The following is a 13,992-nucleotide window of genomic DNA, read 5'->3' on the forward strand; positions in this document are numbered from 1 at the left end:
CGCTAGCCAAGGTTTAGGCCAGTTCCTGGCCGCGATCGGTGGCATCGTGGCAGGCATGGCAGACACCACGGGCCGGGTGCTCCGGCTGCTCTCGCTGCTCCAGGCGCACCGCGAATGGCCGGGGCCCGAGCTGGCCGAGCGGCTGGAGATCAGTCCCCGGACGCTCCGTCGCGACATCGACCGGCTGCGCGAGCTGGGTTATCCGGTCCACGCGACGACCGGCCCCGCCGGGGGGTACCGGCTGGAGGCGGGGACCGCGATGCCGCCGCTGCTGCTCGACGACGAGGAGGCCGTCGCGATCGCGGTCGGCCTGCGTACGGCGGCGAGCGGCTCAGTGACCGGGATCGAGGAGACCTCGGCCCGCGCACTGGCCAAGCTGGAGCAGGTGCTGCCGTCCAGGCTGCGCCGCCGGGTCAACACCCTGCAGACCCAGACCGTGGCGTTCCGCGGCCCGCTGGCCCGGTCCTGGCCGACCGTCGACGCGGAGACGCTGGCGGTCCTCGCCCAGGCGAGCCGCGACCGCGAACGGCTCCGCTTCGGCTACCGCCGCCGCGACGGCGCCGAGAGCGCTCGGGTGGCCGAGCCGTACCGGCTGGTGTCCACCGGGCGGCGCTGGTATCTCGTCGCGTGGGACGTCGAGCGGGGCGACTGGCGGACCTTCCGGGTGGACCGGCTCACCGCCCCGCTGGCCACCGGCGTCCGCTCCGCGCCGCGAGAGCCGCCCGAGGGTTACATCGAGCAGTCCATCACCGCGCCGATCAGCCGTTACCGGGCGGTGGTCACCCTGCACGCCCCGCTGGCCGTCGTCGCCGACCGGGTGCAGGCCGCCGCGCACGGCAGCCTGGAGGCCGTCGGCGAGCACAGCTGCCTGCTGCACACCGGCGGCGACTCCCTCGAATGGCTGGCCATGACCCTCGGCCTGCTGGACGTGGACTTCACCGTCCACGGACCGGTCGAGCTGATCGGCTACATCCGGCGGCTGGCGGGGCGCCTTCAGGAGTCGACCGAGCCGCCGCTGCGCCAGTAGACGTTGTTCTCCCGGCTCAGCAGGCCGTCGTCGACCAGATAGCGGCGGAGCGCCGCGTAGTCGTCGTGGAAGGCCCGCAGCACGGTGTTGACCTCCTTCTCCGGGTAACGGACCCCGGGCTCGAAGACCTGGGCGATGTAGTTCAGCACGACGAGCTGCTTCTCGCGCTTGCTGGGGATCGCCCGGAGCCGTCCCTCGACGAGGAAGGACTGCAACACCTTCTCCTCGGCCGAGACGGGAGCGGCGGGTCTGGCGGTGGCGTGCAGCAGCTCGCGGAACCGCTCACGCCGCGCCTGCCAGCGGCCGTCGTCGTCCCGTACGGCCAGCCCGCCGCGTTCCAGCCGGTCCAGCGCCCGTCGTGTCGCGTCCTCCTCCAGTTCGGCCTCCTCGGGTTTGCCGCTCAGCACCAGCGCCGCCAGCACCCGTAACGTGTCCTCCTGATAGAGCAGGCCCAGCACCTGCCTGATCGCGTCGTCGCTCATGCCCTCTATTCTGGTGGCCCGTTCCGATGCCGCCGCGCCATCCGGAGCGGGCCGGCCCGGTCGAGCCGCGTGCTGCCCGGTGGTTCCCCGTCATCCGATCGCCTTCGGTGGAGTAGGCGATCTGTCCTGATCCTCCATGCATGACTGGCATCATGTAGATCATGCTAAGAAAGATCGTTTTTACGGCGACTCTCCTCGCCGGTACGGCTCTCGCCGGCCTGACCCCCGCCTCCGCCGCCGCCCCGGCGGTCCCCAAGGGATTCCTGCTGCACGACAGGGAGGTCGCGAAGGATCAGACCACCAAGGACGAACCCGCCGACGCCGAGAACGTCTGGCGGGCCAGTGCCAAGGCGGGGGAGAGGTTCGTGGTCGATCCGTGCGCCAACAGCACGGTGGCCGCCGCCCAGAGGAAGGATCCGAAGATCGGCCAGGCGGGCCGGGCCGCGGCCCGGACGATCTACTTCACCGCCGGGCAGGAGGTCGAGACCGCCGAGCAGGTGATCCTCTACCGCTCGGAACAGGCGGCGCAGTCGGCCCTGCACCAGTTCCAGGCGGGCGTGCAGAAGTGCCGGCAGTCCGAGGGCTGGAAGAACGGTTCCTTCAACCGGAGTCTGGCCAGGGTCGCCCTCGGCGACGGGGCGTGGAAGAGCAGCGCGCGGGACTACCAGGACGGCAAGCCCGTCGCCGGAGACGACGTCGTGATCGTGCGCCGGGCCAACGCGGTCATCGTCTATCTCGCCTCCGGCGCCTCCCAGCCGGCCGCCAAGAGCTACACCCGCCAGCTCGCGCATGCCAGGCAGCTGCTCGCCAAGGTCTGCCAGATCGCCGCCTGCGCCGCATAGCGAGGATCGGCGTCGGCCCGAGCCGCCCCGGGCCGACCGCCGGGCCGGGGTCGGCGTCGGCCCGGGGTGACCGGCGGACGGGGGCATCGGCCCGCGGCGCAGGGGCTGGTAACTGCTCGGGGTTGAGTTGACTCAAGTGTGTGTTGCAGCCTCTGAGCTGGTGTCATGTTCACCGTGTGAACCTCAAGGAGGGGGTCGGCCCACATAAGCCCAAAACCCGCATTGGGATGATCTTGAGTGGATCCCGCGCTGGGAGGAGGCGGCCTAGGGTCTCGATGTGGTGAAGGTGCGACGGGCGGCTGGTGGAGGGGTTGGACGCCGACGGCGACCCGGTCTGCTACCGCGCGGCCGAGGCGATCCGTCTGCGGTAGGGCCTGGCTGCACCTCACCACCGGTTCCGGCGAACCCAAGGGTCGAAACCATCCAGAGAACGTGAAGCCCGTAGGTTCATCCTGAAGTGCCTTCAGTTCGCGCGAACCCTGGGGGGCCACCGGGTGCGGCCTTTGAGCAGGCGGGGCAGCAGCCGGGCGGTACCGGCGTCCCAGTAGACGGTCTCCAGCACGAAGTCCTCGCGTGCCTGGCCGCGGCGGCGGGTCTTGGCGCGGGCGCCCTTGGCCTTGACCCGCGCCTGGCGGGCGGTCAGGTCCAGGTCCTCGAGGTCGAGGGTGAGGATTTCCTCGGCCCGGGCGGCGGTCTCATACAACAGGCGGTAGAGGGTCTTCTCGCGGACGCCGACGTTGCGGCGGGCGATCAGCCGGTCGATCACGGCGATGTCCTGCCATATGACGCAGCTCCTAGCCGCCGAGGTCGCCGGGCGGGCACGACCCCATCACCCGCACCCAGCGCGAGGATGAGACGGTGTTCACCTGGGGCACCGCCGACCCGCTGATGGGCGCCCGCTACCGCCTGGAATGGCGCTTCCGCGCCCGCCCGGACGACCCAGACAATGCCGCCGGCACGCCGCCGACCCTGCGCACCAGCAGCGACCGGATGAAGGCCGCCGGCATCGTCCAGGCCGGGCACCCCATCCTGGCCGCCGTCGCCGGCCGAGCCCGCGAGGTGATCAACGCGCTGTTCGCCGCGCTGCAGCGCGTCCGCGAACACCACGTGTTCCGCAACCCTGCCAGCGCTCTGGAACGCCAGGCCGACAGGGCACTCCGCTCCCGAAGATGTCCCCAAGCCGCGGCTAGAGGAACATTTGTCCAATCCGCCGGCGCCCGCCGGCGGCGACAGTGGGCCCATGACCATTCCTGACGGCACCACGGAGAGTTCGATCCTGGCCCTGGACGACGGAGACGTCTACGTGTGCCAGGACGGCACCCACGTGCCCCCGCACTCGTCCTCCCCGATCGATCTCTTCGAGTCCTCCATCCACCTGCGCCAAGTCGGCGAGATCAATGCCAGGAGAAGATTCACGGACTCCGGCTAGGACAGCTGGCAGCTGAAGGCCTTCCACGCGAAGACCGATGCCGACGTCCACGCCGACCGCTGGGAAGTCCACACCGCGGCCGAGGAGATCGTGTCCTGCCTCATCGGGAAGATACGCCTCTACCTCCGTCCCGAGCTGGCGGGACAGCAGGAGGAAGAGGTCAGGCTGGTGGCCGGCACCGCTGCCATCGTCCCGCGCGGACTGTGGTGCCACATCGAGCTGGACGTCCCCAGCAACATCATGGCCGTCACCCTGCCGCGAGGCAGCCACCTGGAGATGCGGACCGGAGCCTGGAAGCCCAGGCCGGCCCGCTCGCACCCTGCCCCTTCATCCACCGCCGCCCCCTCATCCACCATCGGCTCGGCCACGGGCCGGGTCGTGACGAGATCGACGAAGACCGGAGAACGATGACCACCACCACCGACCTCGCTCAGACGATCGAGCAACCGGATGCCGATTCCGCGGTGGGACAGAGCATGACACGGCTGTTGCGCCCTCATCTGCGGAGTTTCGCGGCCGTGGTGATCCTGCAGGTCATCGGCGCGCTCGCGGGTCTGGCCCCGCTGCTGGCGGTCGTCGAACTGGGCCGTACCCTGCTGTCGCCCGGCCCGATCGACCACGTTCACGTCTGGACCGTGATGATCGCAGGTGCGGCCGGCCTGCTCATCCGGCTGCTGTGCACCGCCGCGTCGTCGGGAATCGGGCATGTTCTCGACAGCCGGGTGCAACTGACGTTCCGCCGGCAGCTGGCCGCGTCGCTGGGACGCGTCCCGATCGGCTGGTTCTCCCGGCGCCGCACCGGCGAGCTGGCCAAGGTGGTGGGCGAGGACGTCAGCGCCGTGCACCCGTTCATCGCGCACGCCCCCGGCGAGCTCGTCGCCGCGTTCGTGGTGCCGCTGGTGTCGCTGATCTACTTGTTCACCGTGGACTGGCGGCTCACGCTGATCACGCTGATCCCGGTGGTGATGGCGATAGCGCTGGTTCCGCTGCTGATGCTGCCCGCCAGGACGCGCGAGCAGGAGGCCTACGACGCGGCCATGGGACGGATCGCCAGTTCCGTCGTCGAGTTCGTGCAAGGCATCTCGGTGGTCAAGGCGTTCGGCGGAGGCGAGCGCGCCCACCGCACGTTCCTGACGGCCGCCGACGACTTCGTCAGCATCTTCTCCCGCTGGGTGCGCGGCATGTCCGTGATCGCCGCCGGGATGCAGCTGGCGCTGTCGCCGCCGTTCGTGCTGCTGGTCGTGCTGGTCGGCGGCACGGCACTGATCACCTCCGGCGGCCTGGCCCCGGCGGATCTGCTGCCGTTCCTGCTGCTCGGGCTGGGACTGACCGCTCCGGTGGCGGCGCTCGGGCATGGCTTCGACGACCTGCAGGCCGCCGGCCGTGCGGTCGGCCGGATCAAAGACGTGCTCGCGGTCCGGCCACTGCCCGAGCCCGCCCACCCGCGTCCGCCGCAGGGGCACCGGGTGGAACTGCGTGACGTCCGCTTCGCCTACGACGCCGACCACGAGGCGCTGCGCGGCATCGACCTGGTGCTGGAGCCGGGGACGGTCACCGCGGTCGTCGGGCCGTCGGGAAGCGGGAAGTCCACGCTGGTCCAGCTGTTGCCGCGGTTCTTCGACCCCACCCACGGCTCGGTCCTTCTTGGCGGCATCGATCTGCGTGAGATCGGCAGCCGGGAGCTGCATCGGCAGGTGTCCTTCGTCTTCCAGGACGTCCGTCTGCTGCGTGTCTCGGTCGCCGACAACATCGCGCTGGCGGTGCCGCGGGCCAGCCGCGACGACGTGGTCCGCGCCGCCCGGCTGGCCCGCATCCACGACCGCATCCTCCAACTGCCGCGCGGATACGACACGATGCTCGGTGAAGAGACCAAGCTGTCCGGAGGCGAGGCGCAGCGGATCTCGATCGCCCGCGCGCTGCTGGCCGACGCGCCCGTTCTGGTGCTGGACGAGGCGACCTCCTTCGCCGACCCGCAGACCGAACAGGCGGTCCGCCGGGCCCTGGCGACGCTGAGCGGCGACCGCACGATCGTCGTCATCGCCCACCGGCTGGAGACGGTCGCCGACGCCGACACCGTCGTGGTGCTGGAGGACGGAGCGATCGTCGAACGCGGCAGACCCGCCGACCTGCTGACACGAGGCGGAAGGTTCGCCGCGTTCTGGCGATCCCACCAATCCGCCGAGATCGAAACCCACGATGGCGTACTGCGAGGAGACGAGCCCCGATGATCCGAATGCTGCTGCGCGTGCTCGGAGACGAGTACGCCCGGGCGATGCGCCGCACCGTGATCCTGATGACGATCACCGCGGTGGTCGAAGGTTTGTCCTACGCGCTGCTGGTCCCGGTGCTGCGGGCGCTGCTCGGCAGCACGCCCGCGAACGCCGTGCCCTGGCTGGTCGCGTTCGGGTCCGCGGTCGCCCTCTACGCCGTGCTGCGCTACATCAGCGACTTGTCCGGCATGCGGGTCGGGACCACCATGTTGCGCGGCATGTATCACCGGCTCGGCCAGCATCTGGCCCGCCTTCCTCTCGGCTGGTACAACGCCGGTCGCATCGGCGAGGTCTCCGTCCTGGCCGGCCGCGGCCTCCTGCAAGCCATGGGTGTGGCCGCGCATCTGCTGGCACCGTTCATCTCCGCCCTGGTCACGCCGCTGACCATCGTGGCCGTGATGACCGCATTCAACTGGCGGATGGGGCTGGCCGCGTTGCTCGCCGCACCCGTCGTGGCGGCGATCCAGGCCCGGACGGCACGCGCGACGGCCGCCGCCGACGCCGAGCGTCACGAACGCGACCAGGAGGCCGGCGCGCGCGTGATCGAGTTCCTCCAGGCTCAGCCGGTGCTGCGGGCCGGCGGCCGGACCGGCGAACGCTTCCAGCTGCTCGACGACTCGCTGCTGGATGCCCAGCGCGCATCCCGCCGTACCGTGCTGGCGACGCTGCCCAGCGCCGTGGGGCTGACGCTCACCGTGCAAACGATCTTCACCGGGCTGCTGGTCCTGGGCGCCCACCTCGCGCTCGGCGGGAACATCGGCGCGGCGGAGATCCTGGCGATCCTGGTGCTGGCCGCCCGCTGCGCCGACCCGCTGCTGTCGCTGTCGGACATCGGCGGCAAACTCCGCGGCGCGCGTTCGGAGCTGGCCAGACTCGAGACGGTGCTGCGCACCGAGCCGCTGCGGGAACCCCGCGAGCCGATCCAGCCGGCGCACCACGGCCTCGAGCTCGACGCCGTCGCCTTCCGACACGGCGTGCACACGGTGTTCGACGAGGTGTCGCTCACCGTCCCTGAGGGACAGCGGCTCGCGGTCGTCGGGCCGTCCGGCGCGGGCAAGAGCACGCTGCTGCAGCTGCTGGCGCGCTTCTACGACGTGGACGCCGGCGCGGTGCGCGTGGGAGGCGTGGACGTGCGCGCGATCAGCACCGAGGCGTTGATGGCGCGGATCGCCATCGTCTTCCAGGATGTCTATCTCTTCGACGGCACGATCGAGGAGAACGTGCGCCTGGGCCGTCCCGACGCAGGCGTTGCCGAGGTGCGGGCGGCGGCGACTGCGGCGCGGTTGGACGAGGTGATCGAGCGACTGCCCGGCGGATGGGCGGCGAACGTCGGCGAGGGCGGCGCGCTGCTGTCAGGTGGTGAGCGCCAGCGTGTCTCGATCGCGCGGGCGCTGCTGAAGAACGCGCCCATCGTGCTGCTGGACGAGGTGACCTCGGCACTGGACCCGGTCAACGAGGCAGCCGTCCACGAGGGCATCCAGCGCCTGATGGCGGGCCGGACGGTGGTGATGGTGGCGCATCGGATGCGGACCGTCCAACGCGCCGACCGCATCGTCTTTCTGGACGGCGGTCGGATCGTGGAGGAAGGCAGCCACGACGAACTGCTCGACCACGGTGGCCGCTACGCCGACTTCTGGAATGTCTCCATGGCTCCCGCTGCGCGGAAATGAGCCCGCCAGGCCCGTGTTCCGGCCTTGGGGGCCTCGGTACAGCCGTTGTGGTGACGGCCGCCGGTCTGCAACTCCGCGGGAACATTTGTCCAAGACTGACGCTCGACCGCCCGTGCATAGTCTCCGCATGAGTGAATACGACATTGAGCACTCCCATGGGATGCACGTGGTCCATGACGGCCCGCGGCAGGCGCCGCCGTTGTTGCTCATCCACGGGTCGGGGGCCTCGGGCGGCTTCTGGGGGCCGGTGGTCCCGGCGCTGGCCGGCCACCATCACGTCATCCGCGTCGACCTGCCGGGTTGCGGTCAGTCCCCACCCGCGCCGTCGTATGACGTGCCCGCGCAGGCGGGCCAGGTGGCGGCGCTGCTGGACGACCTCGGCCTTCGTCACGTCGCCGCGGCCGGGCACTCCAGCGGCGGCTACGTCGCCACCGCGCTTGCCGAACAACGTCCCGACCTCGTGGGTTCGCTTGCACTGATCAGTAGCGGCCCGAGCCCGGATGCGCTCCTCCGGCAGCCGTTCATCCTTCGGCTCCTGCTGGCCCCGCCGTTGGGCCCGCTGCTGTGGCCGAGGCGTTCGGATGCGATGATCCGCAAGGGGATCAGCGCGATGGCTGCTCGCCCGGTGGACCTCCCGGACGACGTGGTCGCCGACGTACGGAGCATCACCTACCGCGTGATGAGAACGGTGCTGCGCCGCAACACCGCCTACATCGCCGAACGGAGCGTACCCGAGCGTCTGGCCGCCCTCCAGGTCCCCGTGCAGGTGATCTTCGGCGCTGCCGACCTCCGCTGGGAGCCGTCGTCGGCGCACCGATACGACGCGGTGCCGAACGCACGGGTCGAGCTGCTGCCCGGCGTCGGGCACCTCCCCATGCTGGAAGCGCCCGAGACGACCAGCAAACTGCTGCTGAGCTTCACGGCAACGGGCCGCCGACAACCCGTGACCCCTGATGCCTAGACTGGCCATGTGTTGCCGACCGGGACGCTACCTGACCGGGCGTGGGTGGATGTCGCAGTCCCACGCCCGTCGGTTCGGCTGCCGGGGGTCAGCATGGCCGGGTTCCGCCATCGTGCCCCGGCCTCGGTGGACATCTCCATGGTCGCGTACCCGTCCGTCACCCTGCTCATCGATCTGGGCGAGGAAGCCGGCGTCGTCTACGAAACCCATGGCCGGCACGAGCGCGGCAGTGTCGTCATCGGGCTCCTGCCCGGCGATCTCCGGGCAACTGGGTGGGGAGTCGGCGAGCTGCTCCAGATCCGGCTGGATCCGGTCGCGGCGGCTGCGTTGCTGGGCGCATCGGCCGAGCTCAGCGGGACGGTGGCAACCCTTGAGGACGTCTGGGGCCGCGACGTCGGGCGGGTCGAGGACAGGCTGCGCGCCGCCGCGTCGTGGGACGAACGGTTCGCGATCGCGGCAGACATCCTGGGCCGGCGGCTGGGCGCCCACCCGCCGGTCGACCCCCAGGTCGCCCACGCCTGGCGGCGGACGCTGACCCGCCGGGGGCGGGTGCGGGTCGACGGCCTGGCGGACGAGGTCGGCTGGAGCCGCAAGCGCCTGTGGTCCCGCTTCCGGTCCCAACTCGGCATCACCCCCAAACGCGCCGCCCGGCTGGTGCGCTTCGACCACGTCGCCCACCTGCTCGCGGCGGGTCACGCCGCCGCCTGCGTTGCCGCCGAGAGCGGCTACGTCGACCAGTCCCACCTCCACCGCGAGGTCGCGACGTTCGCCGGGCTCACGCCCACGGCCCTGGCCGTCGCGCCGTGGCTCGCGGTCGACGACGTTGCGTGGCCGGCTTCATCGCCGACCCAGCGTCCGGCGAAGGATGGCGAACGCATCCCCGACCTTCGTTGAACAGCTTGCCTCCACGATGCGGCAGCCTCGGCCGGGCCCATGTTCGACACGCACCCGAAAGACCAGCCGACACGATGCTGCGAGCATCGCCCTCGGCCGGCGCGCCCAAGGGCACCCGATCCGGCGACGGACGGCACCGCCCCGTAACGACCAGAGCGATCGTTACGGGCATCGGACCGTCCAGGCCCGACCGGAGACTCTTGGGCGTGAGGAAACCCGCCGCCCCGTCACGGACCGTGCACACGATGCACACGCCCGGACGGGGACACAACCACGTACGCGGGCGACCAGTGCATCCACAACCGTTCGGGATGCGCGCAGCGATCAGGGATGGGTCCAAGACCCACTCCTGCTTACTGATGAGGAACGGTCAGAGGCGGTTCAGGCCGATGACGTGGACCACGGCGCGGCCCTCCTCGTCGGAGGCGGCCAGGTCCACCTGGGCGTCGATGCCCCAGTCGCCGTCCCCCGCGGGGTCGGCGACGACCTGACGGACCCGCCAGAGCTCCTGCTCCGCCTCGATCCGGAGCAGACCGGGACCGCGGGCGTCCGGGCCGGTGCCGATCTCCTCGTGGTCGTCGTAGTAGGCGTCGAGGGCGGCACCCCAGTCCACGTCCGGCGCCAGCTCGGCCAGCTCCTGCTCCTTCTCCAGGGAGGCCAGCTCGATCAGGCGGAACATCGCGTTGCGGACCAGGACACGGAACGCGCGGGTGTTGGCGGTGACCGGCCTGGTGGTCTCCTCCAGGGAGGGCGCCTCCAGCTCACCGGTCGGGTTCTGCAACTGCTCCCACTCGTCGAGGAGGCTGGAGTCGACCTGGCGGACCAGCTCGCCGAGCCACTCGATGAGGTCGATGAGGTCCTCGGTCTTGAGATGCTCGGGGATGGTCCGCGACAGGGTGCGGTAGGCATCGGCGAGATAGCGCAGGACGGTGCCCTCCGACCGGGCCAGCTCGTAGAACTGGACGTAGTCGGCGAAGGTCATCGCCCGTTCGTACATGTCCCGCACGACGGTCTTGGGGCTGACGGTGTAGTCGCCGACCCAGGGGTGGCCCTGCCGGTAGGTCTCGTAGGCGCCCAGCAGCAGCTCCGCCAGCGGCATCGGGTAGGTGACCTCGGCCAGGAGCTCCATCCGCTCCTCGTATTCGATGCCGTCGGCCTTCATCAGCGCCACCGCCTCGCCACGCGCCTTGTTGAGCTGGGCGGACAGGATCTGGCGGGGGTCGTCGAGGATGGACTCGATGATGGAGACCATGTCCAGCGCGTAGTTCGGCGACTCCATGTCCAGCAGTTCCAGGGTGGCCAGCGCGAAGGTGGACAGCGCCTGGTTGAGCGCGAAGTCCTCCTGGAGGTCGACGGTCAGCCGGGCCCTGCGGCCCTGCTCGTCGGGCTCGTCGAGCTTCTCCACCACGCCGCCGGCCAGCAGCGAACGGTAGATCGCGATGGCCTGGCTGATGTGCCGCCGCTGCCACTTGCGGTCCTCGTGGTTGTCGGTCAGCAGGTGCTTCATCGCCGCGTAGCAGTCACCGGGGCGGTTGATCACCGCGAGCAGCATCGCGTTGCTGACCTTGAACCGGGAGTTGAGCGGCTCCGGCTCGGCGGTCTGCAGCTTCTCGAAGGTCTCCTCGCTCCAGCCGACGAAGCCCTCCGGGGGCTTCTTGCGCGCGTACCCGCGCCTGCGCTTGGGATCGTCACCGATCTTGGCCAGCGCCTTCTCGTTCTCGACGACGTAGTCGGGGGCCTGGCAGACGACGTAACCGATGGTGTCGAAGCCCGCCCGCCCGGCCCGCCCGGCGATCTGGTGGAACTCGCGGGCACGCAGCCGCCGGACCTTGTTGCCGTCGTACTTCGACAGCGCGGTGAACAGCACGGTCCTGATCGGCACGTTGACGCCGACGCCGAGCGTGTCGGTGCCGCAGATGACCTTCAGCAGGCCGGCCTGGGCGAGCCGTTCCACCAGACGGCGGTATTTCGGGAGCATCCCGGCGTGGTGCACGCCGATGCCGTGCCGTACGAGACGCGACAGGGCGCGGCCGAACCTGGTGGTGAACCGGAAGTTGCCGATGAGGGCGGAGATCGCCTCCTTCTCGGCCTTGGTGGACATGTTGATGCTCATCAGCGCCTGTGCCCGCTCCATGGCCGAGGCCTGGGTGAAGTGGACGACGTAGACGGGCGCCTGGTTGGTGGTGAGCATCTCCTCCAGGGTCTCGTGCAGGGGGGTGAGCCGGTAGGAGTAGACCAGCGGGACGGGGCGTTCGGCGTTCTTCACCACAGCGGTGGGCCTGCCGGTGCGCCGGGTCAGGTCCTCCTCGAACCGGGTCACGTCGCCGAGCGTCGCCGACATCAGGATGAACTGCACCCCCGGCAGCTCCAGCAGCGGCACCTGCCAGGCCCAGCCCCGGTCGGGTTCGGCGTAGAAGTGGAACTCGTCCATCACGACCTGGCCGATGTCGGCTCCCGCGCCGTCGCGCAACGCGACGTTGGCGAGGATCTCGGCGGTGCAGCAGATGATCGGCGCGCCGGGGTTCACGCTCGCGTCGCCGGTCATCATGCCGACGTTCTCGGTGCCGAACAGCGCGCACAGGTCGAAGAACTTCTCCGACACCAGCGCCTTGATCGGCGCGGTGTAGAAGGTGCGCACGTCCCGGGTCAGCGCGGCGAAGTGCGCTCCGGCCGCGACCAGGCTCTTGCCCGACCCGGTCGGGGTGGCCAGGATCACGTTGTTTCCGGAGACGACCTCGATGAGCGCCTCCTCCTGGGCTGGATAGAGGGTGAGCCCTCGCTCGGAGTTCCATTCGACGAACGCGTCGAAGATGGCATCGGGATCGGCGTCGATCTCTTCTGGCAGGCGATCTACAAGGCTCACGGTTCAATACTGCCGAAGAACTGGCAATGGTCGGACCGGGTCGGGTAACAGATGTGATCGCATCGCGTACGGGTCCGGCAGCACAGCGCACATCCAACTACTTAAATATCTATAAATCATGACTAAACGGACTTATTGCCCGGGTGTGCCGCCGACTGCGGCCGACCGGCCGACCAGGTGAGCGCCAGACTCGCCAGGATCATCCCTCCGCCGATCACCGGGACCGGTCCCGGAACGAAACCGAACGCCGTGAAGGCGAGCAGCCCGGTTACGGCGAGGGCGACGGCCACCACGATCCGGGCCATCCCCCCGTCGTACGGCAGGGCCCGCGCGGGCGCCTCGAACCGGGCGAAGCAGTGCAGCAACGGGCCCATGGCGAGGGCGAGCACGAGCAGCCAGTGCGGCCAGCCCGACAGCCAGGCCGAGGTCCACGGCTGCGGGGTGGAGACGCCCAGGCCCACCACGACCACCGAGGTGACGAGGAACAGCGCGCTCATGTGCCACAGGTAGACGGTCATCATCCGGGGAGCCGCCCAGGCGAGCACCCGCGAGACACCCGGCCACGCCGCGAACGCGACGATCCACCGGCGCAGCGCCAGCACCAGGCCGAGCTGGCCGACCGCCACCGCGAGCAGCGCGACCGTGGGCGGCGCCATGTTGGAGACGGCCGCGCCGGGCATCCCGATCATGCTGCCCGGATAGGGGCCGAAGGCCACCAGCACCGCGGCCAGGCCGTACCCGGCCACCGCCATGGCCCAGGGCCTGCCCAGGCGGCCGTCGGCGTACAGGAAGCCCAACTGGTGCACCGCCGCCCAGACCAGCGCGATGTTGAGGAACCCGACGACCTCCAGGCCGCTGCCGAAGCGGGCGACGTCCACCGCGACGGCCCCCGCCGCCAACGCCACGGGCACCCGCCAGCCGTACACCATGTTGAGCCGGAGCATCGGCGGGGTCACCGCCACCGCGACCAGGTAGACCACCAGGAACCAGAGCAGCTGCCCGGCCAGGCGCGAGGCCGTGACCACCGGCTGTTCCGGCAGGCCGGCGGCGAGCAGCAGATGGGGCAGGGGCAACCACACCGCCGCCAGCGGCAGCACCGGCCAGACCAGGCGGCGCAGCCGCCCCGCCAGCCAGCCGGGGACCGTGCCGCCCCGCCGTACCGAGCCCCGCCAGCTGATCGCATTGGCCGCGCCGCCCGCGAAGAAGACCAGCGGCATCACCTGGCTGATCCAGGTGATCGCCCAGGCGCCACCGGCCGACAGCGCGTTGCCGGTGGAGATCCGCCCGTCGGCGAAGGAGAGCACCGGCATGCTCCAGTGCTGCAGCACCACCAGGGCGATGCCGGCCAGCCGCAGCACGTCGATGAACACGTCTCGGCCCGGCGGCCCGGCGGTCGTACGGGCTGCTGAGCGGGAGATGACGGCGGTCACGAGGATCTCTATTCCTTGAGGGGAGCGATGATCCGACCCTCCCGCGAGGACCCTGGTCGGCGCAGTGACGCAGGCTGGAGTCTCAGGGTGGCGAACGCACCCTCATAGGGGTAGGGCTGGCCTT

Annotated in this window: 13 protein-coding genes; 9 read left to right on the top strand and 4 right to left on the bottom strand. The window is 70.4% G+C overall.

The window, feature by feature from the left end; all coding sequences use genetic code 11:
• Nucleotides 1-55: 55 nt before the first annotated feature.
• A complete protein-coding gene (locus OHA77_RS36220) occupies nucleotides 56-1,027 on the top strand; it encodes a helix-turn-helix transcriptional regulator (RefSeq protein ID WP_406313753.1) in 972 nt (323 codons plus the stop codon).
• Here the strand turns inward: OHA77_RS36220 and OHA77_RS36225 are convergent.
• Nucleotides 994-1,509, bottom strand: a complete 516-nt coding sequence (locus tag OHA77_RS36225) for a DUF2087 domain-containing protein (RefSeq protein WP_406313754.1) — start codon at nucleotides 1,507-1,509, stop codon at nucleotides 994-996. The two genes, OHA77_RS36220 and OHA77_RS36225, sit on opposite strands and share 34 nt — an antisense overlap.
• Before the next feature lie 161 nt (nucleotides 1,510-1,670).
• Between OHA77_RS36225 and OHA77_RS36230 the strand changes: the two genes are divergently transcribed.
• Nucleotides 1,671-2,351 (top strand): hypothetical protein, encoded by a 681-nt coding sequence (locus tag OHA77_RS36230; protein WP_406313755.1) that lies wholly within the window; start codon nucleotides 1,671-1,673, stop codon nucleotides 2,349-2,351.
• Nucleotides 2,352-2,814: 463 nt separating this feature from the next.
• Here OHA77_RS36230 and OHA77_RS36235 read toward each other — a convergent pair whose 3' ends face one another.
• Complete coding sequence (locus OHA77_RS36235) at nucleotides 2,815-3,117, bottom strand: tyrosine-type recombinase/integrase (RefSeq protein WP_406313756.1); 303 nt, start codon at nucleotides 3,115-3,117, stop codon at nucleotides 2,815-2,817.
• 92 nt (nucleotides 3,118-3,209) lie between these two features.
• Here OHA77_RS36235 and OHA77_RS36240 point away from each other — a divergent pair, with 92 nt between their 5' ends.
• The 7 genes from OHA77_RS36240 to OHA77_RS36270 all read left to right on the top strand — a co-directional run bounded on the left by OHA77_RS36240 (nucleotide 3,210) and on the right by OHA77_RS36270 (nucleotide 9,575).
• Nucleotides 3,210-3,605, top strand: a complete 396-nt coding sequence (locus OHA77_RS36240) for a hypothetical protein (RefSeq protein WP_406313757.1) — start codon at nucleotides 3,210-3,212, stop codon at nucleotides 3,603-3,605.
• Nucleotides 3,592-3,780, top strand: coding sequence for a hypothetical protein (locus OHA77_RS36245; protein ID WP_406313758.1), 189 nt, complete (start codon nucleotides 3,592-3,594; stop codon nucleotides 3,778-3,780). Before OHA77_RS36240 ends, OHA77_RS36245 begins: the two co-directional genes overlap by 14 nt.
• A gap of 90 nt (nucleotides 3,781-3,870) precedes the next feature.
• Entirely contained in the window at nucleotides 3,871-4,191 is a 321-nt protein-coding gene (locus tag OHA77_RS36250; RefSeq protein WP_406313759.1) for a hypothetical protein, read from the top strand.
• Nucleotides 4,188-6,008, top strand: coding sequence for an ABC transporter ATP-binding protein (locus tag OHA77_RS36255; protein WP_406313760.1), 1,821 nt, complete (start codon nucleotides 4,188-4,190; stop codon nucleotides 6,006-6,008). The genes OHA77_RS36250 and OHA77_RS36255 overlap by 4 nt, the downstream gene beginning before the upstream one ends.
• A complete protein-coding gene (locus OHA77_RS36260; protein WP_406313761.1) occupies nucleotides 6,005-7,720 on the top strand; it encodes an ABC transporter ATP-binding protein in 1,716 nt (571 codons plus the stop codon). Before OHA77_RS36255 ends, OHA77_RS36260 begins: the two co-directional genes overlap by 4 nt.
• Before the next feature lie 127 nt (nucleotides 7,721-7,847).
• On the top strand, nucleotides 7,848-8,681 hold the full coding sequence (locus OHA77_RS36265; protein ID WP_406313762.1) for an alpha/beta fold hydrolase: 834 nt from the start codon (nucleotides 7,848-7,850) through the stop codon (nucleotides 8,679-8,681).
• Nucleotides 8,682-8,774: 93 nt separating this feature from the next.
• A complete protein-coding gene (locus OHA77_RS36270; protein WP_406313763.1) occupies nucleotides 8,775-9,575 on the top strand; it encodes a helix-turn-helix domain-containing protein in 801 nt (266 codons plus the stop codon).
• Between the two features lie 370 nt (nucleotides 9,576-9,945).
• Here the strand turns inward: OHA77_RS36270 and OHA77_RS36275 are convergent, their stop codons facing one another.
• Entirely contained in the window at nucleotides 9,946-12,438 is a 2,493-nt protein-coding gene (locus OHA77_RS36275) for a DEAD/DEAH box helicase (RefSeq protein WP_406313764.1), read from the bottom strand.
• A gap of 122 nt (nucleotides 12,439-12,560) precedes the next feature.
• Nucleotides 12,561-13,868, bottom strand: a complete 1,308-nt coding sequence (locus OHA77_RS36280) for an acyltransferase family protein (protein WP_406313765.1) — start codon at nucleotides 13,866-13,868, stop codon at nucleotides 12,561-12,563.
• Nucleotides 13,869-13,992 lie beyond the last annotated feature (124 nt).

Source organism: Streptosporangium sp. NBC_01639 (genome assembly GCF_045209755.1).
Taxonomy (GTDB): domain Bacteria; phylum Actinomycetota; class Actinomycetes; order Streptosporangiales; family Streptosporangiaceae; genus Streptosporangium.

Excerpts from the sequence above, each read along its gene's own strand:
- OHA77_RS36225 (WP_406313754.1), bottom strand. The coding sequence starts at position 1,509 with ATGAGCGACGACGCGATCAGGCAGGTGCTGGGCCTGCTCTATCAGGAG.
- OHA77_RS36270 (WP_406313763.1), top strand. The coding sequence starts at position 8,775 with ATGGCCGGGTTCCGCCATCGTGCCCCGGCCTCGGTGGACATCTCCATG.
- OHA77_RS36260 (WP_406313761.1), top strand. The coding sequence starts at position 6,005 with ATGATCCGAATGCTGCTGCGCGTGCTCGGAGACGAGTACGCCCGGGCG.
- OHA77_RS36230 (WP_406313755.1), top strand. The coding sequence starts at position 1,671 with ATGCTAAGAAAGATCGTTTTTACGGCGACTCTCCTCGCCGGTACGGCT.
- OHA77_RS36245 (WP_406313758.1), top strand. The coding sequence starts at position 3,592 with ATGACCATTCCTGACGGCACCACGGAGAGTTCGATCCTGGCCCTGGAC.
- OHA77_RS36255 (WP_406313760.1), top strand. The coding sequence starts at position 4,188 with ATGACCACCACCACCGACCTCGCTCAGACGATCGAGCAACCGGATGCC.
- OHA77_RS36265 (WP_406313762.1), top strand. The coding sequence starts at position 7,848 with ATGAGTGAATACGACATTGAGCACTCCCATGGGATGCACGTGGTCCAT.
- OHA77_RS36220 (WP_406313753.1), top strand. The coding sequence starts at position 56 with ATGGCAGACACCACGGGCCGGGTGCTCCGGCTGCTCTCGCTGCTCCAG.